Origin of the sequence: Alistipes intestinihominis (genome assembly GCF_040095975.1) — a bacterium.
Taxonomy (GTDB): Bacteria; Bacteroidota; Bacteroidia; order Bacteroidales; family Rikenellaceae; genus Alistipes; species Alistipes senegalensis.
On record NZ_JBBMFL010000003.1, the window covers coordinates 85,588 to 106,755 of the forward strand.

The 21,168-nt window shown below is 46.7% G+C and carries 13 protein-coding genes and 1 pseudogene; 2 read left to right on the top strand and 12 right to left on the bottom strand.

The genetic code is table 11. From position 1 onward, the window contains the following. Nucleotides 1–2: 2 nt before the first annotated feature. From WMO46_RS03525 to WMO46_RS03535, 3 genes are read right to left on the bottom strand one after another with little or no spacing between them, the layout of a single operon-like run. A complete protein-coding gene (locus tag WMO46_RS03525; RefSeq protein WP_349093805.1) occupies nt 3–3,185 on the bottom strand; it encodes a SusC/RagA family TonB-linked outer membrane protein in 3,183 nt (1,060 codons plus the stop codon). A 12-nt stretch (nt 3,186–3,197) separates the two neighbouring features. Continuing rightward, entirely contained in the window at nt 3,198–5,648 is a 2,451-nt protein-coding gene (locus WMO46_RS03530; RefSeq protein WP_349093806.1) for a TonB-dependent receptor plug domain-containing protein, read from the bottom strand. Between the two features lie 2 nt (nt 5,649–5,650). Further along, nucleotides 5,651–7,987: a glycoside hydrolase 5 family protein gene (locus WMO46_RS03535; protein ID WP_349093807.1), complete on the bottom strand. Its 2,337-nt coding sequence runs from the start codon at nt 7,985–7,987 to the stop codon at nt 5,651–5,653. Between the two features lie 624 nt (nt 7,988–8,611). Here WMO46_RS03535 and WMO46_RS03540 point away from each other — a divergent pair. Then, nucleotides 8,612–8,944 carry a hypothetical protein gene (locus WMO46_RS03540; RefSeq protein ID WP_349093892.1) on the top strand — a complete coding sequence of 111 codons (333 nt, stop codon included), beginning with the start codon at nt 8,612–8,614 and terminating at the stop codon, nt 8,942–8,944. Between the two features lie 477 nt (nt 8,945–9,421). Here WMO46_RS03540 and WMO46_RS03545 read toward each other — a convergent pair whose 3' ends face one another. The 8 genes from WMO46_RS03545 to WMO46_RS03580 form a co-directional block, all read right to left on the bottom strand. Continuing rightward, the gene (locus WMO46_RS03545; protein ID WP_349093808.1) at nt 9,422–10,069 is read right to left on the bottom strand and encodes a GIY-YIG nuclease family protein; all 648 of its coding nucleotides are present in this window, start codon (nt 10,067–10,069) and stop codon (nt 9,422–9,424) included. 621 nt (nt 10,070–10,690) lie between these two features. Beyond that, on the bottom strand, nt 10,691–11,071 hold the full coding sequence (locus WMO46_RS03550; protein WP_349093809.1) for a KilA-N domain-containing protein: 381 nt from the start codon (nt 11,069–11,071) through the stop codon (nt 10,691–10,693). Then, entirely contained in the window at nt 11,064–11,981 is a 918-nt protein-coding gene (locus WMO46_RS03555) for an IS1595 family transposase (RefSeq protein ID WP_349093810.1), read from the bottom strand. Before WMO46_RS03555 ends, WMO46_RS03550 begins: the two co-directional genes overlap by 8 nt. A gap of 472 nt (nt 11,982–12,453) precedes the next feature. Continuing rightward, the gene (locus WMO46_RS03560) at nt 12,454–12,984 is read right to left on the bottom strand and encodes a TlpA family protein disulfide reductase (RefSeq protein ID WP_349093811.1); all 531 of its coding nucleotides are present in this window, start codon (nt 12,982–12,984) and stop codon (nt 12,454–12,456) included. Between the two features lie 332 nt (nt 12,985–13,316). After that, nucleotides 13,317–13,979 carry a bacteriocin fulvocin C-related protein gene (locus WMO46_RS03565; protein ID WP_349093812.1) on the bottom strand — a complete coding sequence of 221 codons (663 nt, stop codon included), beginning with the start codon at nt 13,977–13,979 and terminating at the stop codon, nt 13,317–13,319. Nucleotides 13,980–14,064: 85 nt separating this feature from the next. Further along, entirely contained in the window at nt 14,065–14,508 is a 444-nt protein-coding gene (locus tag WMO46_RS03570; protein WP_349093813.1) for a DUF1573 domain-containing protein, read from the bottom strand. A gap of 20 nt (nt 14,509–14,528) precedes the next feature. Beyond that, the gene (locus tag WMO46_RS03575) at nt 14,529–15,860 is read right to left on the bottom strand and encodes a hypothetical protein (RefSeq protein ID WP_349093814.1); all 1,332 of its coding nucleotides are present in this window, start codon (nt 15,858–15,860) and stop codon (nt 14,529–14,531) included. 210 nt (nt 15,861–16,070) lie between these two features. After that, nucleotides 16,071–16,367 carry a hypothetical protein gene (locus tag WMO46_RS03580; RefSeq protein ID WP_349093815.1) on the bottom strand — a complete coding sequence of 99 codons (297 nt, stop codon included), beginning with the start codon at nt 16,365–16,367 and terminating at the stop codon, nt 16,071–16,073. A 413-nt stretch (nt 16,368–16,780) separates the two neighbouring features. Between WMO46_RS03580 and mobC the strand changes: the two are divergent. Continuing rightward, a pseudogene (gene mobC, locus WMO46_RS03585) lies at nt 16,781–18,780 on the top strand (conjugal transfer protein MobC). Nucleotides 18,781–18,926: 146 nt separating this feature from the next. On the opposite strand, the gene WMO46_RS03590 reads toward mobC, so the two are convergent. Next, nucleotides 18,927–21,164, bottom strand: coding sequence for a GH92 family glycosyl hydrolase (locus WMO46_RS03590; RefSeq protein ID WP_349093816.1), 2,238 nt, complete (start codon nt 21,162–21,164; stop codon nt 18,927–18,929). Nucleotides 21,165–21,168: the final 4 nt, after the last annotated feature.

Here is a 21,168-nt window from a genome sequence, read left to right on the forward strand (position 1 = left end):
AGTTAAAATGTTAGCTTAAGGTCAAACATGTAAGTGCGTGCTGCGGGATAAGCTCCCATGTCGATACCGTATCTGAGAACATTTCCGTAGATATTCACATCGGGATCATAGCCGGAATAGTTGGTCCAGCAAAAGAGGTTCTTTGCTGAAACGCCCACATATATGTTCTTGAGTATAGAGCGTTTGTTTTTGATTTTAATATTGTACGCAAGAGAGAGATTGGCCAGTCGAAGATAGGAACCGTCCTCGACGAAACGATCCGTACACCAACTCATATCGGTCGTTCTATAAGCCGAAACTGCCGGAAATCTGGCATTCGGATTTTCAGGGCTCCATGCCTCGAACACCGCAGCCCGGAGCCTGTTTTGGCTGTTGGTCGACAGGTCGCTGAGGGCGGCCAGCTGCTGGTTGTAGACGTCATTGCCATACGAACCGATGAACGACGCAGAAAGTGAAAAGTTCTTGTAATGAAATGCTGTATTGAAACCGTAGGTGAAATCGGGATTGGGATCGCCTACAACGACTCTGTCATCGGAGGTTATTACCCCGTCCTTGTTTGTGTCGACAAAGTTGACGGAACCCTCACCACGCACCTCACCGTCAGTGAGCGGGACGCCGGTTTTTCCGGCGGGAACAAGCCCGTCGGTCGGCATTGCATAGAAGAGGCACATCGGCTGTCCAACGATAAAAACATTGATGTAATCATGGCAGACGGCTGCTTGCGAGAGCAAGTTTCCCGAGAAATACTCCACCTCCTGTATCGGCTGATCAGGGTAGACGTACATCTTCGCCTTGTTCGTTCCACTCGGATCTATCGAAAGAATCTTGTTGCGGTTTAAGGAAAAGTTTCCACCAATTGTCCATCCAATATTTTTCTTGTCAAGAATCACGGCGTCAAGAGTGACTTCGAAGCCCTTGTTCTCAATGGCCCCCATGTTCACATAAGGATTCGTAACTCCGGCCGATCCCGCAAGTATCTTGGTCTGGAGAAGGTCCTCCGTCTTTTTGTAATATGCGTCGGCAGTAAAAGAGAGACGACCGTCGAAAAGGCTTAAATCCAACCCCACATTATATTGCGAAGTGGTTTCCCATTTCAGATCCCTGGACGGAAGATTGAGCGAAGCGAGCGAAATCAGTTTGTGCGTATCGTTGTCATGTGTCGACACCGCACTGGTAGAATATCTTTTAATCGTTTGATACGACGGAATTCCCTGATTGCCGACCATTCCCCACCCCAGACGAAGTTTTGCCGACGAAACGGCAGGGATATGGAACCATTTCTCTTCGCTCAGACGCCAGGCGAAGGCCAGCGAAGGGAACTGCGCCCACTTGTTTCCGGCGGCAAATTTCGATGAGCCGTCGAAACGATAGGTTGCGGTAAGGATATACCTTTCGTCATAATTGTATACGGCTCGGGCGAAGAAAGACATCAACTGATTGTACGACTCTCCATATCCGAACCATGTATAGGGAGCCGAATTGAGCGTGGAGGACATGCCTTTCCACTGATCGACATTCGTCCCCTCGATGCTTTGCGTTCTGGTAATGGCTTGCGAGGCCGATTGTCCCAAAGTGCCGGAAATGAAATGCTTCCCGAATTTTTTGTTAACGATCAGAAGGTTGTCCCAATTCAAATTAAGGAGATCAACATGGGTGACGGCTCCGTTCGAACCTGTTGCCTGCGTGTTGATTCTGCTTGATTTGAACATCAGGCGTTCGTTGGTTCGGAAGTCAGCGCCGAGGGTGGTTTTGAAAGTAAGCCATGGTAGAATCTCATACTGTCCGTACAGGCTCGGAGTAACACGCATCTCGGTCCTCTCACTCTGGTAATCGCTGAGCCATCTGTCGGGGCCGGTAACAGGGGCTCCGTCATCATTGATCTCCGTACCCTCATCGTCATATTCAACGATATGGCGCAAAGGCCTTGTCATAAGCATGCTCAGCACCATCGAAGAGGCCGGAGTTTGCGCAATGGTCGCACCTGCACCCTGGGTCATATAGGATTTGAGATAGGAGAAAGAGGTTCGGGTTCCGATTTTGAACTTGCCGATAGTCCTGTCGAGATTGAGGCGAAGAGTCAGATTCTCGTATCCCGTACCTTTGATGACACCCTCGTTATCGTAGTAACCGATTGAGAAACGGTAATCCGTATTATGGGGCCGCCCCGCAATTGTAAGATAGTAGCGCTGCGTTATACTCGTGCGAGTCGAGTAATCCTGCCAATCCACCGGAGTATAGGTGCCGTTGTCCACCTTGTCCGTAAAGACAGTATAGAGTGTCGAGCTGGGATCAACACCCTTGAGATCAAGATACTTCACATAATCGTCGGCATCCATCAAGTCGAACTTTTTGTATATATTGCTGATGCTCACGCCGCTGGAGAATGTTATAATCGGTTTTTCCCGGCTGGCCGACTTCGTCGTGATGAGGATCACGCCGTTGGCGCCCTGCGAGCCATAGATCGCAGTCGCAGATGCATCTTTGAGAATCTCCATCGAAGCGATGTCCTGAGGATTGATTCCCATCAAACCGTTATTGGCTTCAGACACGCCGGAATCGCCGCCGCCATGCGAGCCTACGGAGATTGATCCGTTGGTATTCATAATGATGCCGTCCACAACATAAAGAGGCTGCGACGAGGAGTTGAACGAACTTGCGCCGCGGATCGTGACACTTACTCCGCTGTCCGGAGCCGCACTATTCGATACGACCTGCACGCCGGCGGCTTGCCCTTGAAGGAGTTGGTCGATCGAGGAGACTTGCGAAGCCCGGTTCTCGTCGATCTTCACCGAAGTTACCGAACCCGTGATGTCGCTTTTTCGCATAGCTCCGTAACCGACTACGATAACCTCGTCAAGCTGCTTGCTGTCCTCTTCGAGGACGATATTGATGACGGTACGATTTCCCACCTCAACGGATTGAGTGATGTATGAGATACTGGAAAAAACGAGTTTCGAAGTTTTTCCCGCTTTGGGCCTGAAGGTTATGGAATATTTCCCCTCTTTATCGGTTACAACACCCGTATTGCTGCCATCGACCATTACGGTTGAACCGATGATAGGCTCTCCGTTGGAATCCTTGACAGTCCCTTTGACGGTTATGCTGTTCTGGGCGAAGGCTTCTCCTGAAATGAAGAGTAATCCTGTCAGGATGCAGGCATATATATGATGTATTATATTTTTCATGGTCATTGGCTATTAAAATTTGAGGCTTACGCCAAGAGCGACAGAACGGATAAGAGGGAAAGAGCCATAGTCGACGCCGTTGCCCCGTGCCGTCACTCCAAAGCTGTTGACATCGGGATTCCAACCGCTGTATCCGGAAATGGTAAAGAGGTTTCGGATCGCGAGATTTACCTTGAAATCCTTGATCCATTTGGCTCTGACAGGAATGTCGTAAGAGAAACACAGACAGTCGAGCCGGAGGTAATCGCCCTTTTCCAAGTCGTCGGAAGAGATATAATCATGCCCATTTTCAACCAGCTTGTTGGCATTGATGATATTGAATCCGCCGGCGGCAGAGAATCTGGCATCGACGGTAAGACCGTACAAGCGGAGCGTGGTTCCAAGCCCTCCGGCATATTCCGGAAGGGTGTTGCCAAGAATGTCGAGGTCGGCAGATGCCGCTTCTCCTTTCTTGTTCAATTTGTGGCCATATGCCTGGGATACCGATTTCCCTTCCTCGTTTGCAGCTGTATACATGCCATTCGTAAGACCGGGCGTGTGGCGGTCCAGCTCGTGGAGTGAGGCGACGCTGTTGGTGTTGAACGAAGCATTGGCATAGAGTGTCCATACCACGTTTCTGTGCTGGATAATACGGAAATCGACGTCGATTTCGAAGCCCTTGTTCTCAATGGTGGAGCATCTCTCCTCCAAAACAGACCAGTTGGCGGTTTCGACCCACAAACCTGCCAATACTTTCCCGAAATTGCAGATATTGAAGTTGTCGTTGGTCTTCTTGTCGTAATACTTGAGCGCAAGATTGAACCGGTCGTTCATAAATCCGATGTTGAACCCTACGTTATACTCCTTGCTGATAAGACGGTTAATGCCGTCAAAATAGAGTTCCGTACCGGTTTCAACCTCCGGAACATTGGAAATATAGTTTGCAAGGAACTCGTACGGTAAAACCGTTTCATGCCCTGCCTCACCATATCCTCCGATGATCTTCAATGAGGACACGGCTTTGTTGTTCGCGAGCAGAAGTCTCTTGAAATCCACATAAGCATCGACTGCGGGGAAAAATGTCGGATTGCTCTCGAACCGGCCGGTCTTGTCGAAACGCGCCGCAGCGCTGATCCCGGCATAACCGTCAAAGTCGTAACCGACGTATGCGTAGGCGCCCCACTGGCTGTACTTACGGTCGAATCTCCGGATGGCGTGCTGACTCGCCGAAGCCGACAGCCCCTTACCTCTTAAGAAAGGCAGATCGAAATCAGTGCCACACATGGCATTGGTCTTATCCATGTTGCCTTTCAAGTCGAAAGCGAGAGATGCTTTAAGGCGGTGCTTCACGGCAAAATTCCTGTTAAAGTTGAGTTCTCCCTTGGCATTATACGCGAAAAGGAAATTATTGAGAATGCCGGCAGCGCCTGAAAAATCCTTGCCAAAAGAGGTGCCGTCGCCAAACCAGATGTAACGCGACTGATTTTGGTAGTCCATGCCTCCCGTCATTCTGAGATTGAGACCGTGAATGATATCGACCTGCAACCACACGGAGTTGACAACACGGTAATCCAAAACCTCATCGTCATAGGAATCCAACCATCCTGCGACCTTATCGTCGGGAAATAGGTCGGGATAGCGTGCACTTATCATCGTGGAAGGTGCCCCGATATAGTTAGCGCCGCCGGTTGAGAGCAGTTTACCGTAGCTCAAGTTCGTGTTAAGACCGAATTTGAAGACTTTGTTGGCCATCGTCTCAAAATTGGCTGCCAATCCGCCGACAATTGAATTGGTGCATTTTACGGCCGCGTTGTTCTGATGCAAAAAGCCCGATATATTATAGTAGGAATTATTTCCGATCGAGCCGTTGACGCCTAACTTGTGCATATGGTTGACGCCGGTTCTGAAAGCATCCCCCTTTTCGGAGGAGAAATCGACGCCGACATGCGACGAAAGCCAAATGTTACGGGCAATTGAAGAGGTCCGTCTCGTCTTGATAACGATGACGCCATTGGCTCCTGACATACCGTACAACGCGGTTGCCGATAGGTCCTTGATGACCTCTATCGACGCAATGTCACCGGGATTGAGCCACCCGAAGCTACTGACAGGAGAGGTATAGCTCTGTCCGGAATAGTCAGGAAAGACATCCCCTTTTGTGGTAAAACCGCCATTGAGATAGAAAGCATTCAAATTGTGGTTCACAGATGATCCGATTACCGCTCCGTCTACAATCCACAGCGGCTGTGAATCGCCTCGCAGCGTATTGAGGCCTCGGATGTTGACATTGAAGGCTCCATTGGGGTTACCGTCGATAGACGAGACCCTTGCACCGGAAACCTCTCCTCTGATCAGTTCTGCCGGACTCATCGCAACTGTTTTTCCGACACAAAGAGAATCCGTCACTACCACCTTGGCGGAAACCTGTGTGCGTAAACAGATCGACAACAAGCAGATAACTGCAATAGTTTGTTTGTGATTCATGGTTATTGTTTGGTTTGGTTGCGTTCTTCTACTATCACCTCGTACCACAAGGTCTTGTACTTCGGATTGATTTCAAGGACAGCTTCTCCGGATTCGTTTTCAATGACAGAAACCTCTTCGGTACGTTTCCCTTCCGAATCCAAAGCATAACACGTTACCTTTCCGCCGAGACCGGCGAAAGCGAGCCGCGCCTCAATTCCCTCACACAGTACAGGAGCCGTACCCAATCTTCCGCCGTCAGGTTCGGAACAGGAAATTTTGCCCGGAGTGTCAAGTCCGACGATCTTCGCATCGGTGTTGTGGACAAGACCCGTTGCGGCAAGCAGGTAGCATCCAGGCCGCAGCAAATTACCCGGAGCGGATTCGCCTATCGGCGATGCAAGGGTCAACGACAAAGTCAGCCAGTCAAGCCTTGTCCTGCCCGGAATAAGTCGCATCCCCCGATACATGAAGGTGCGCCCCTTTACAAATCCCGAGAAAATTTTGGTATTCCGGGTGTCTACCATGAAGAATCCCGCATCCTTTTCCTGCCAGTTCCACGTAAGCTCACCCGTGCTGCTCTGCATCAATTTATTTGTATAGGCATCTTTTATCGACGACGGCACGTCCTCCTCGCTTCGAATCACGGTACGGCCCTCGCCTGAAAAGAGATCGGGATACTCCTCGATCCGGGTCCCCGACTTTACGGCTAACGGGAGGCTGTTCAGAAGGTCCGAACCATGTCGTCCGGGAGCATCTGCCGCCTGCCTTTTCGCCACTTTCAGTATATCGCTCTCCTCTTTCGACGGAAAAGCGAAAACCAGACGGTCGTCGCCGCTTCTCACGTCGCCCCGCACGAACATAGCCCAACAGGCTGGGAAGTGGACGAGTTTCTGGGGGGCGGAACACATATCGAACATAGGACAAATGTACTCCCTCTCATAGTCCGTATCGAGTATCCATGCGAACTGCATGAGTGCCGACCAGTTCTGGAATGCCCCCATAGCGGCCAGCATCACATTACCTTCGGCGCAATAGAAATTGAGGTTCGGATGGTCATATTCGCTGACTGTAAATGGCTTGCCGAGAATACGCGCTTGCGCCAGTTTGGTAAAGGTATTACCCGGATGTCCGTAGCTGTTGACCACAGAGCCGTTTCTCAGATTCCAATGGGTTGTGTCCCACTTGCCGCCAGGAAACGCAGGATGGCACCAATAACCGTGAATATCGCAATAATCCATTGCGGCCTGAACTCGGTTGAATCCGTATCCCAGCTGCGTACCGGTCACCGGCTGCCGGATTTTCAGATTCGCCTTCATATTGTCGTACAGCCCCGTGAAATATCCGGACTCCAATAGTGCCAAAAACTCGGTGAAATCATTTGCGCGCTGCGGAAACAGAGACCAATTATACTTGTAGGGCCAATCGACATTTCCTTTCTTGAGACTCTTCGACCTGGGCAGAATTTGAGCCACATCGGCTTCGGTTCCTTCTGCCCATGCTTTTTTCAAAGTCTCCGTATCGCCGTACTTATCGAGAAGCCAGCCGTTCCACTTCTCGATCATTTCACTCTTGTAGGGCTCGACGAGAGCCGTGAACTTATGTTTGGGAGAGAACCACGAATAGACGATCGAATTTTCGTTGGCAAGCTCCATCATGCCGATCGATGCATCATCCTTATAGGCAATGCCGGTATAGGGGTTTACATGATTGAGGATCTCGCTGTGGAATCTTTTCTGAAGTTCGATCATCCTCTCATTGACGTTATCAATGCCATTTTTATAATAAGGAAGCAGGTTCGCATTCACAAATCCGTTCAACCATCCGAACTTTCTTGCAATATTCAACTGGAAATAGACGTAGATACCTTTCTCTTTCAGCTTCGCAAAGAGATAGTCAAAACGTTCTAACTGCACTGGTTCAATAAAAGAGTCGAAAACCGGATAGCCTTCTTTTGGCGTTCTGTGGCTGACATAGTGCATACGCACGATGTTTATTCCGTAACGGGTGAGTTCCTCGGCCAATTTATCTGCGGAGGCATGGTCGGGGAAGCATCCCGTCATACCTATGTTAGTGCCGATAAAGCGAATGGGCCAACCGGTTTCGTCGACGAAAAATTCTCCGGCCGGAGCTATGAAACCCTTTGGTCCCACACTCCGGCCCGCAGCGGTCCAAGTTCCGACATTTGTGATATTCTCCGGCGCATTGTGGGTCGGCTGGAATGGAAACATTGGTGCAAAATTACCCGATGCTTCAATCATTGCGAGAAGATCGGGATTGGGTCGCGGCGTTTCTTGGGCATGAAGATTGGCGAGAGCGAGCATTAGCGCATAGAATGTCAAACAGAAAGGTTTTCTCATTTTCTTTGACTATTTAACTTTGAGTTATCGCAAATATAAAAACTATTTTGTATTTTACAAAAAAATAATATAATTTTATATTATAAAATAATGGAAGAAAGGTGGGGCTGATTAGGGGATAATCATACAAACCTCACGATGGCCCCCCCCCTCGGCTTCCAAGGGGATGAGCCTATGGAGGAAAGAACTGTGGATTTTTAGGGCTCTTGCATGATAAAAGACACTTGTCAAAACAAGCGACTTCACTCGTTACCAGTGATATTTACCATATAATCAACTGAAATAAAGCCATTATCAACTTCAATCATAAAATAGGTACTTATTTGATTACCATATAATTCTGAGCGTCGCAAAAGCTGGGACTCCCGAGCCTCGGGTCTTACTACTTTCAATATCAAAATAGAAGATCGATGAACAATAGACAGATTTTAATGATGAAATATATTACATTGATTTTGGGTTCATGATTCTTGTTTTAGCTTAGATTGCCCTATTATTGATAAGATAATTCAAAGATAGTGATAGCAATACGGCAACCGTAAAACCTAAATTCCGGCCCTCGACCGTCGTGGCAAGGAGGGCACCCTGTTCTACTGGATTATCCACAACCGCCGGTCCCACCGCATCCGCACCGGCTACAAACTCTTCCCCTCGGAGTGGGACGAACGCTCGGGGGGGGGCATTCTCATCCCGCCGGGCTCCGATGAAGGGCGTAAAAACTACCTCGCCGTGCTGCAAGACCGCGTCGCCGGGGATACCGACCGGCTGAACCGGATCATCGCTTCTTACGAGCAGGAGCTGAGAACCTATACGTATACCGACATTCTGGTGGATTATTCGGCCCCGGAGGGTGCCGATACACTGTTCGGATTCATGAAGGAGATGATCGGCCGGCTGCGCCTACGATACAACTGCTTGTTTCCAAACTTCAAGGCCGATATAGCAGACTGGACATAATAATTAATGATAACTACATACTATTTTACACCAACTAAAATTTTCAGAGGCTTTACGTATATATAGTTGCATTGGTATGGAGATAAAAATTGGGAGGTGTCTAACTCTCATTAGACGCCTCCCTTTTACGCCGCCCGATTTAGCGGTCTTCCTTTCCGGATTGCCCCGGAGGTGCGAGTTCCTTCTTGTGGAGAATTATTTTCTTACACTTACGAGGTGCTCCGCTAATCGAAGCGATACCGCCCGAGCTGTTGAGTCGGGCCATCGTGAAGATGGTGTAATCTGTTACACCATCTTCGGATGTCAAAATTTGTAACATAAAAATTAGATTTATTATTTTGTTTGATAATCAGACTGTTGATTACTTCAACAACCTCCGTACCAATGCTTTTTTCTGCCATATTGACAGTTTAGTATAATAAAACATGCCAAAAGGCTGACATATACATGTCAGCCTTTCTACTTTACTACGGTTTTTTACTTTTGGATGTATGTTTCTCTGTAGACCTCGAGTAGGTTTTTGTCGTTATACATCCAATACTGGAGTGGTCGGACAATGTATCCTATGAGTTCACGTGTGAGTGCCGATAGTGACCATTCTTTGCCGTTGTAGGTGATATTATTATTCTCGGCCACGGTTGCTTTGATTTCATTGTCTTGTGTAAAAATCAGATCAGCTCCTATAGGGATTTTCATGTCTATGAACTTAAACCGGGGATTTCGCTTTGCTTCAGTTTGGTCAGCGGTTGCTTCCTCGGTTGTGTTCTTCGTTTGGACGAGTTGGAGTACAGCAGTCACCTGTGTTGTTTTGACTTTGAAAAACTCCCGATTTTCATTCACTCTGTACGGTGCAAATGCGGCTTGTAGTGCTTTCTCTACTTTGTAGCAGTCTTCCATCATACATTCATATTCTACTTCAAATGGGGTTGGGATTGCCGTTCCACGGGATAGATTCTTGATTCGTTCTTTTACGTTATTGGTCACGCCGATCTTTACCAGATTTGGCATCGATGGGTTTGATAAAACATATACAAATCCTTGCTTTGTTTTCATATTAATTGTGCTGCGTTCTTTTTCAATCGTTTCGTCGTTACTGTATATGTGGGATTTGTCCTGTTGGTGCACATTTTTCCAAAACATATAATGCTGCGAGGAGGCATACGACTATTCTAATGATCCATTTCAATCTACTCGGTTTACAGCACCATGCTATGATAGCAAATGGGGCTTTTATCAGCCATGCTATATCCGATATGGTTATAGCACTGTTAATTTTTGAATGACAGTATGGGCATACCGATGCTGAGGAGTTGATCTCGCTTTTACAATATGGGCAGAGTTTCATAATTATCACAATTTTATTGATTACAATTACATTTGTTTTCTTTAGGATGTGTAGTGCTGTCTGCATCTCTATGGAGGTCTTGCGTGCTTCGTGACTCGTGTTTCAATGGGTTTTGTTTGCATTGCGGTGTGGGTATAAAAAATGTAGACCTTGTTTCCTTATTTGCTCTTGAGGTCTTGGCCAACCCGCAACACAAACAATTAAACAAAGCCTACATATTGCCACAGCAGCATTGCAGGCATTTGCTTTATTCGTGTGTTGCAAAAAACGGCCAAGTTTCAAGAGCACAAATAAAGTTTAACGCTTTATACTAATATGTTTTGAATCTTTTGGTTTGTTCCTTATTCTTTAGTTTTTATATGTTCGTTGACAAATATAGAGATTTCTCCTCTTTTTTCAAATTATTTTCTTGGGTTGAATTCCAATGCCTTTTTTAGCCGCATGTCGAATTCGCTCATTTGCAACGGTTCTTGCTTAGGTTCTGCCGCCTCGGCCACCTTTTTTAATATAGTTATGGGGTCTGTTTTTTGCTGCGCAATTTCGACTGCGATTTTAGGTGATGCCCATTGTGCCATATTGATTGCAATTATTGGATGTACCCATACGTTCGTTCCTATCTGTCGGATGATCTCTTTATTCTTTACGTGGAACTTGTCCCGTATTTCTTGGAATAGTTTTTTGGATTCTGTGCGTACATAGTACGTTTTGAATTCTTTTTTGAATATTTTACAGATTTTCGTGGCGTTGAAGAAATCGTCCGGTATGTTTGCAGGTTTATCCATAGATGAGTTCTTTGTACCGTAATCGGTTGTTCATGTTTTGCAAAAATAGCTTAAATCTTTCGTATTCGGAAATGTGTCGGGTGTTGTACCTGAACACGAATTCGTTGACATATAGTTGTAGGTGCTTTCGGGATATCGAGTGATATATGCCTACGATTCCCCGTTTTAGCAGGCCCCAGAATCCCTCTATCGTGTTGGTGTATATTTTACCGTTTACGTATTCGCCTTCGTTGTGTTTGACGAATGCATGATCATAGATTCGGCTTACTTGCTTGTACCCGCACCACTCGTCTGTTATTACTTTCGCCTCGTGGTGTACATTCTTTGTGACCTCCGGGGTTATGTGCTCTACGGCGGTCGATGCTATCTTGCGGGCTACGACTCTTCCTTTTCGCTCCAGCATCCCGATTACCGGAGTCTTGTCTTTGAAGCTACGTCCTTGTGAGTTCTTGACCTTTTTATTCGCATGTCGGTTTTTGTTTTTGCCGCTGACGAATGTTTCATCTATTTCTACCTCGTTTTTCAGCTCGCCGTCGTTTTCACTTCCGAAGCACTTACGTATCCGCTGGAGCATGAACCATGCAGTTTTTTGTGTTACGTTGATGTCCCTTGCGAGTTGTAACGACGATATCCCTTTTTTATGCGATGTTTCCAACCATATTGCCATGAACCACTTTCGGAGTTCAATGTTGGTGCTTTCAAACAAGGTCCCTGTTTTTACGTTGAATGTTTTGTGGGTGTTCTTGCATCGGCAACGGTTGTTGGAGCATTTATAGACCACCGACGTTTCGTCGTATGGTGATACGACGTTACCGTTCCATCGGATTTTTTCGAGATGGTCTATGCAGCTCTGCTCCGTTGGGAATGCGCTGACGAGTTCGAAGAGGGATTTGAAATTCGTATCAATCATATCTTTGCCTTCTTGTATTGCAAAGATAATACGAATTTTACACTAAATCAATTTTTAGTGCAAAATAGTATATAGTTGCCTAAATAAAAATTCTATTTGGTGTCCGCTAAAAATCAAAAGAGCGTATAATTCCTATTCGCAATGCCCGCAAACAGGTGTTGGATACGTTTTTTAAAGTAAGCCTCCCTTAATCAAAAAGAGATGTTTCCGGAGTAACAGCTACGATCTTCAATCCGGGAAACTCGCGCGCGAGTTGGTTCAGGATTTTTATTTCAACAATGCAATTACCACACCGCGTGTCCCAAAAACAGAGCAGACAGGGATTTATTCCATCTACGATAACTGAACCGTTCGGATTCTGAGTTATTTTCAGATTGCCGACGGTGTGTTCTTGGGCAAACGATGAGATACTGCATCATAAGAGAATGAATAATGATAATAAGATTGTTGTACTTTTCATGATTTGTTGTTTTTAGCCATTGTCATCTTTTATCAAAAGATGCAAATAGTCCGTTGCGTGTTCTATATTGCCGCGAAATATTAACCGACCATCAGGATCGAATATAATTACCGTGGGAAAACTGTTTATCCTCATTTTTTGTAAAATCGGATTATTTATATCCATCGAAAGAATTGGAAAACTATAACCACGTTGGAACAAAATATCAACTCCGGTTTGTGATGCCTCATTTCTTTTTGCCATCCAACAAAAAACAGAATAGATTTCAAAAGTTTTTGTTTCACTGAGTTTTTCATATAAAACTTGGACATTCGGAAACGCACGAATGCATGCACTGCATGATGAATTCCAAAAATCGAATATGACATATTTACCTTTGAAATCTGATAATGAAATATTATTGCCTGCATTATCTTGAAAGAGTATTGGAATATCAATTATCTGTTCAACCTGCCCGGAAAATGTGCCAAAATTCACATAATGTATCCATAATTCATATTTAGTATAAAACAAAACACATAAAACGACAGAGGGAATAACCATAAAGATTGTTCTGCATTTTTTTACTTTTCCGAACAAATAACCAGTAAATATTCCCAATATATGCATCGATACCGAAGGTAGGCTTATCAATGTCTCGGGCCAATAAAATATTCTGAATGGCAAATTGACAAAGCCCCAGCCTAAAAGCATCGCACATAGTACAACCCATGCCTTCTCTTTTGTGACACAATATAAAAATGAGATGAAATACAGTGTATATGCGACTACACCAGACGCCATGTAACTGACATATCCCCTTAAGGGAATTGTAATAAGTTCAATTATAATAGCGCATGCCAATGCGTATAGGCAATTTTTAATTTTATCCATTTTTAAGGCCTATGTCTGCCATTACAACTAAAAAACGTCAATCCGCCACAACCAGTTGCTGTTTCTCTACAATCAGTTGCCTCACAGTCTGCATACCATATTGAGGTGGTATTACAATTGCAATCAAGACGAGTTTCGCTTCTCGTTGCAATAGTATTGACTCCATTAATTTTAACCTCTAATTCACCTGCTTTATTTTTAAGTGGATGCGCATCAGTAATAATACTCGCCATTAATTCAGTATTCCATCCAAGTTCGTCTTTTCCATACTCATACCATTTGTATAAAAAAGTAGAAACTTTGGTGTAGATGATATCATCATCTACTGCTTTATCTTCAAACATTTCTCTGTTATGCGATATAAAATACTTAACAGATTCAATATGGGTCTGTTCTTTCTCTGTCCAATCAAAGGTTAAAACCTGATTTATTTTTTGATTCCAAATCTCATATCTTGTGTCTGGTTTCAACGCAGCATAAGCCGGTTTAGCGTAATCAATATTCAGATCCAGCCATTCGCCACAAGTCATATTACCAATTTCTTCTAAATTTGCCTTAACCCATTGATCTTTTATGGGATCGCAACTATAATATAGTTGCTCATTTTGACATGCCGATAAAAATAGACACAACGTAATACCGACCTTAAATAAATTCTTTTTCATAAAAATAGGTTTTTGAATGAGTAATTAAACTATTATAAATCCTTTATTAAAGAAGGATATCTATCGCCTGTTTTAAGCCCCAATATTAATTGACAAAGCCGAGAATACGGATCAATTCCACTTCATTTTCCGCATTAGTCTTAACGAATACAGTTTTATTGAATGTTCCATTCTGGGTACGCAAATCCGCATGAATAATTACTTTTCCGTTTTGATTAGGCAATATCGGTTCTTTGGGATACTCAACAGATAGACACCCACATGATACATCTCCTTTTAAGATGAGAAGTGGAGCCTTCCCGATATTGGTAAATTCAACTTCAACTGTAATATTCGGAATTTTTGTTCTGTTGATTTTCCCAAAGTCAAAACGATTGTTGGTCAGTTTGAAATAGGCCCCTGCGATATTTTGAGGAACGGACTCTTCTATCGCACTATTGGTCGCATGGATTCCCACTTGTTCAGAATATGTTGTAACACAATTAGTACAGCCGCAGATTGTCAAGAATAAAAAAATGATTTTTTTCATGCTACTGAATTATTAGAACTTTACCACCACACTTGCCGTTCATTTTCATAGGTAAATATTCGTTCTTCACGTCCTTGCGTGAGGTCGCTGAGCCAAAGTATGGCGTTTGCCGGGACCTTGTCGAAAACCAAATATTTCTCTTTTGCTATTTGTTTTCCCAAAGACACCCAATTTTGTCCGCCCCAATATTTCAACTCGTAAGTATCTCTGGAATGTATTAGGTTGTCATCCGTGCGGGGCGCGCAGCGGAAACGGTCTATGGTTACAGGTTGGTCGAAAGCCATACCGTACCAGTTGCCGTCGGCATCCGGACCGTCATAAGATGTTAGCCAGCTCCCGTCAAAAACATTGTTTATTCCCCATGCTGGACCGTAGCCGGGCGTGCCGATAATCCGACCAGCCGCAGGAATTTCGCTTCCGGACATGAAAAACTGTAATTCTGAAATACTACCGAAAGAGCCGTCTGCTGAAAGCATCCGCCAATACTTGTACGCTTTCGAAGCGTGAAGCGGAACCAAATCCGGAAAGATCGTACTGTCAATAACATATAATGTCTCGGCTACTCGGAAATCTTCGTAATCCGAAGCTTGTATGCGTCCACCGACCAGTCGGCTTTCAAGCCGCGCTACATGTTCTCCTTTGGGCATCTTCCGCGTAATGCATATTCGGTCGAGTTTAGTCGTGTCAGCTTTTCGGAACTGGATCTGACCATTGGTCGCAATTGTAAACGGGTGCGATGCGGGAACTAACTGCCTCCCGTCGAATCCGAAGACTATATATGCCATTTTTCGTCCCATCTTCTGAAAACAAGCCCTGTTATTCTTTTGGCTACCAATGTCTATGGCATTCCATCCGAAATTATTGAATGCTGCGATATACAGATAATCATCTGCCAGATTTACATCCAATAAAGGAATCTGCGGGTCGGTTGTCGAAATATATTGATCGGTCACATCTTGTTGGAATTGGGTAAATTGTGGCAAACGGTATTTTGCTCGACTAATATATTCCTGCCGGAATGGATTGGCGGCATAGCAATATCGATATATCTTCGGAATTGGAGCCCATGGATGGAATACAGTGGCAGGATCGGAATCAATACCCCATGGCGATGACATGAAATTCCCGTTGTCATTTAAGAGTGCGAACCAAGAATGGCCGAGAAATCCCCGTCCCCATTGCGGCAGGTAATCGAAGACAGCAGGTACGGCATGACTGCGCAGTGTGGCGACAGCAAGCGTGGTATAGTCGAAACAATCCCCGAATGGCAACCGATAAATTGATGAAGCTCCGAAGAGTTTATATCCCTTATACTCGGCCAGATTCGGCGGAATATTCGGACGTACGGCCATGCGGGCTTCATAATTTATCCAAAATGCTTTGTAATAAGGGGAGTTGTAGTTTTCGTCATTGGGCGAATCACTTTGCAGGCGTTTTGTGAAATGCTGTGACAGAGTATCACGCCAGTAATCGAGCGGTTGTTGTTCCGCAACCTTATATGGAAGTAGCCATTCGCAGAATTGATCAAAAGTCAGATAGTTGGCCGTATGACTTTCCCATTGTCAGAATGCCTGCTCAATGTTATGGATCAAATAATCCGCAGTGACGACTTCTATATCGTATCGGACAACACTGTCTACGATCGGATACTGCACTGCTATGTGGTTGAGTTTGGCCATGAGTTGTTGAGGATCGCGTTCTTCCCCATGCAGAATCGGATATATCTCACGGTAATATGAATCTACTTCAGGGCCGTGCAAACACTGATGGCCCGGCATATTGACGATCAGATATTCTGCTGCACGAAGTTTCAGACTGTCTGCCTCGGAACGGGAATAATATTTCAAAACGTATTCCAACTCGGAACGATTTGTTCCGGCTTGTTCGAGTGCCGCGTCTACACTTGGAGAAAACGATGTACAGGACGTGAAAGTCCATAGGGTGCTACAAAGAAATGCTAATTTGGAAAGAGACATTAGGTATAGTTTTACGTGGATATACAAAACTAAAAAATAACCCAACGAGCTTCTTGTTGAATATTTGCTGTTTGTTGTGCTTTTTTGCGGGTGTATTTTATCGTTTTTTAATATTTCCACCTTACTCTATACAGTTATGGATATGCTCAAAGGTCATATCACATTATGTTATGTGATGTGATGTAGCGTTAACCTCTGCCATACCAAAGCCAATCACTGCCACGGCTTCTATTTGCCATATTTCAAGTTCTTTCGAAGTATTATTTTCGCTTTACAGAATATAAACAACGAAATGCATGCAGCAGGAAGATGATTTGCGGGGGCTGGCCAAGGTCATGGACTTCATGCGGGCTCTCAGCATTCTGTTCGTCGTGATCCACATCTATTGGTATTGTTACGAACAGATTTTGGAATGGAGCATAAACATCGGCGTCGTGGACCGAATTTTGCTGAATTTCAACCGCACGGCGGAACTTTTCGGCAGCATCCTCTGCACCAAACTTTTCGCCGTCGTTTTCCTCGCCCTTTCATGCCTCGGTACGCAGGGGGTGAAGGACGAGAAGATCTCTTAGCACAAGATTACTGTGACACTCGTGGTAGGCCTCGTGCTTTTCTTTTTCAACTGGTGGCTGCTCGATGCGCCCTTGCCTGCGGCGGCGTGCGCTGGTTTCTACATCCTTACGTTATCGGCCGGATATGTCTGCCTACTGATGGGCGGAGTTTGGATGAGCCGTCTGCTGAAAAACGGCCTTATGGATGACGTGTTCAATAACGAGAACGAGAGCTTCATGCAGGAAACGTGCCTTATTGAGAACGAATACTCCATCAACCTGCCGATACGGTTTTACTACAATAAGCAATGGCACAACGGATTCGCCAACGTCGTAAATCCACAGAGGGCCTGTATCTGTATGGGAAGCCCAGGTAGCGGAAAGAGCTATTGCGTCGTCAACCAGTTCATCAAACAGCAGATCGAGAAAGGTTATACCCAATACGTCTACGATTATAAATTTCCCGACCTGTCGGAGATAGCCTACAACCATCTGCTCAACCATCAGCAGGGTTACAAGAAAGTTCCGACGTTCTACGTTATCAATTTCGATGACCCACGGCGTTCGCACCGCTGCAATCCCATCCATCCGGACTTCATGACCGATATAAGCGACGCCTACGAAAGCGCCTATACCATCATGTTGAACCTTAATAAGACATGGGTGCAGAAGCAAGGCGATTTCTTCGTCGAATCTCCGATCATCCTTTTCGCGGCTGTAATCTGGTTCCTGCGCATCTACGACAAAGGGCGGTATTGCTCTTTCCCGCATGCCATCGAGTTTCTGAACAAGCGGTACGAAGATATTTTCCCGATCCTGACCTCTTATCCCGAACTTGAAAACTACCTGTCCCCTTTTATGGACGTTTGGCTCGGCGGAGCGCAGGACCAGCTACAAGGTCAGATCGCCTCGGCGAAAATTCCTCTTTCGCGCATGATAAGCCCGCAGCTCTATTGGGTCATGTCGGGCAATGATTCCACGCTTGACATCAATAACCCGGACGATCCCAAAATCCTCTGCGTGGGGAACAACCTCGATCGGCAGAATATCTACTGGGGTTGTACAATTCCCGCATTGTGAAACTCATCAATAAGAAGGAACAGCTTAAATCGGGCATCATCATTGACGAGTTGCCGACGATCTACTTCAAGGGCCTCGACAATCTGATTGCGACGGCACGCTCGAACAAGGTTGCCGTGCTGCTATGCTTTCAGGATTTTTCGCAGTTGAAACGCGACTACGGTGATAAGGAAGCCGCCGTGGTGATGAACACCGTAGGCAATATCTTTTCGGGACAGGTTGTCGGCGAAACAGCCAAGACGCTCTCGGAGCGCTTCGGCAAGGTACTCCAGAAGCGGCAAAGTATGACCATCAATCGAAACGACAAATCGACCTCCATATCCACACAGTTGGATAGTTTGATTCCGGCGTCGAAAATCTCGACGCTTACGCAGGGTATGTTCGTCGGCGCGGTAGCCGACAATTTCGACGAGCGCATCGAACAGAAGATTTTCCACGACGAAATCGTCGTGGACAGCGAAAAGGTAAAGGTCGAAACATCCCGTTACGAGAAAATTCCCGTGATCACGAATTTTACGGATGCGGAGGGGAACGACCATATGGACGAAATGATAAAACAGAACTACGACCGCATCAAGGCCGAAGCCTCGGAGATCGTGGAAAAGGAACTGCAACGTCTACGCGAAGACCCAGTATTGTGTAAGTTGCTTCCTCCGCAGGAATAAATAATATTGCCTATAAATGCTACCTAATGACATCGTATGCCTTTTATTAATTTGCATTCGAATCTATGCCCAATCTATTGTAAAAAATAATACAAACTTCGATTAAAAATCGGAGCTTGTATTATTTTTGTTCTTGGCTTATATTATTATTTCTTATTTTTGATTTTCATTTCGAAGCGGACCTTCGTTCCTTTCAGGAGTTCTTCATGGCAGATGAACGGTCGTTTGGAGACTTTGCCGTTGATTCGCATCTTTCCGACATACCTGTTTTCCGGAGAGTTCTCCGGGGCTTCGATCACGATGTCGTTTCCGTTTTCGAGGCGGATGGTCGCTTTCTTGAACAGCGGCGATCCTGCTGCGTATTCGTCCGAGGCGGGACATACGGGATAGAATCCCAAGGCCGAGAATACATACCATGCCGATGTCTGCCCGTTGTCCTCGTCTCCGCAGTATCCGTCGGGCTTGGGCGAATAGAGCCGGTCCATCACCTCGCGGGCCCACCATTGTGCCTTGGCGGGTTGCCCGCAGTAGTCGTACAGATAAATCATGTGTTGCGCAGGTTGGTTTCCGTGGGCATAGTTACCCATGTTCGCCACCTGCATCTCTGTTATTTCGTGGATGCGGACTCCGTAGTAGCTGTCGTCGTAGATCGGCGGCACGACGAACACCGAGTCGAGCATCTGCGTGAAGCCTTCGCGGCCTCCCATCAGTTCGATCAGCCCTTCGACATCATGGAATACCGACCACGTGTAGTGCCACGCATTCCCCTCCGTATATGCGTCTCCCCACTTATAGGGGCTGAAGGGTTGTTGGAACGTGCCGTCGGCATTGCGGCCGCGCATCAATTTCACCTCGGGGTCGAAAAGGTTTTTGTAGTTCTTCGACGCCTTTTCCAGCCGTTTCGCATCTTCGTCCTTGCCGAGCATCTTCGCCACCTGCGCTATGCACCAGTCGTCGTAGGCATATTCGAGCGTGCGCGCCACATTCTCGTTGATGCCCGCATCGTAGGGCACATACCCCAGCGTATTGTAGTATTCATGTCCGAGCCGTCCGGTGGAGCTTACTGCGGGATGGACTTTGCCGCGTCCCGACAGCATCGCTTCATAGAGCACGGCTACATTCTCTGCGGGGGTCACTCCTTTCAGGATCGCATCTGCGACTACGGATGCCGAGTTGTTGCCGACCATGCAGCCGCGATGCCCGGGCGATGCCCATTCGGGCAGGAATCCGCTCTCGCGGTAGGCATTGGCCAGTCCTGCCTGAATCTCGGCGTTGACCGACGGATAGACCAGGTTCAGCAGCGGAAACAGACTGCGGAACGTGTCCCAGAATCCCGTGTCGGTGTATATGTATCCCGGCAGCACTTCGCCGTTGTAGGGGCTGTAATGGACGGGATTGCCATCGGCTCCGATCTCGTAGAATTTCCGCGGAAACAAGGTCGAGCGGTAGAGGCACGAGTAGAATGTGCGGTATTGCTCCTCTGTTCCTCCTTCGACCGAGATTCGCCCGAGCACCTCGTCCCAGCGCGCTTGCGCACGGGCTTTCACCGCCTCGAAATCGGCATCGCCGACCTCTGTTTCGAGATTGCGCACGGCTTGCTCTTCGGAGATGAACGACGAGGCTACGCGCGCCGTCACCTGTTCTCCGCGTCGCGTGGCGAAATATACCGCTGCCAGGGCATGTTCGCCTTCGGCCTCGAAGCCTTTCAGTTCGGTCTTCCCGTTGAATATCCGAAAACCGTTGAACGGCTTGTCGAAACGTATGACGAACCAGTTTCGGAAGTTCTCGGGCACACCTCCGCTGTTGCGCGTGGTGTATCCTACGACGGTGCGGTTGTCGGGCATCACCTCGACATGCGATCCGCGGTCGAATGCGTCGATCACCACGCCCGATTCGTCCGACTCGGGGAATGTGAATCGCAGCACGGCTGCGCGGTCCGTGGGTGCGATTTCTGCCACGACATCGTGATCGGCCAGATATACGCTGTAATAGTAGGGCCGCGCCTCCTCCGATTGGTGCGAGAACCAGCTTCGGCGCGAGGTTTCGTCGATCGCATCACGGCCTCGCACGGGCATCAGCGAGAATTGTCCGTAGTCGTTTATCCACGGCGAGGGTTGGTGGGTTTGCTTGAATCCGCAGATCGTGTGCGCGCCGTAGGTGTATGCCCAGCCGTCGCCCATCTTGCCCGTCTGGGGCGTCCAGAAGTTCATGCCCCACGGCAGGGCCACGGCCGGATAGGTGTTGCCCGTCGAAAACGTGACATCAGACTGTGACCCTACAAGTGTTGAAACATACTCCGAAGGACATGGCATCTTCTCATGATGCGTAGATGCATAACATGTGAACGAAAGAATCGCAAAGACTATGATTCCGAGGTTTTTCATTTTT

Coding starts and splice junctions, on each gene's coding strand:
- WMO46_RS03525 (WP_349093805.1), bottom strand. CDS start 3,185: ATGAAAAATATAATACATCATATATATGCCTGCATCCTGACAGGATTA.
- WMO46_RS03530 (WP_349093806.1), bottom strand. CDS start 5,648: ATGAATCACAAACAAACTATTGCAGTTATCTGCTTGTTGTCGATCTGT.
- WMO46_RS03535 (WP_349093807.1), bottom strand. CDS start 7,987: ATGAGAAAACCTTTCTGTTTGACATTCTATGCGCTAATGCTCGCTCTC.
- WMO46_RS03550 (WP_349093809.1), bottom strand. CDS start 11,071: ATGGATAAACCTGCAAACATACCGGACGATTTCTTCAACGCCACGAAA.
- WMO46_RS03555 (WP_349093810.1), bottom strand. CDS start 11,981: ATGATTGATACGAATTTCAAATCCCTCTTCGAACTCGTCAGCGCATTC.
- WMO46_RS03560 (WP_349093811.1), bottom strand. CDS start 12,984: ATGGTTATTCCCTCTGTCGTTTTATGTGTTTTGTTTTATACTAAATAT.
- WMO46_RS03565 (WP_349093812.1), bottom strand. CDS start 13,979: ATGAAAAAGAATTTATTTAAGGTCGGTATTACGTTGTGTCTATTTTTA.
- WMO46_RS03570 (WP_349093813.1), bottom strand. CDS start 14,508: ATGAAAAAAATCATTTTTTTATTCTTGACAATCTGCGGCTGTACTAAT.
- WMO46_RS03575 (WP_349093814.1), bottom strand. CDS start 15,860: ATGGCCGTACGTCCGAATATTCCGCCGAATCTGGCCGAGTATAAGGGA.
- WMO46_RS03590 (WP_349093816.1), bottom strand. CDS start 21,164: ATGAAAAACCTCGGAATCATAGTCTTTGCGATTCTTTCGTTCACATGT.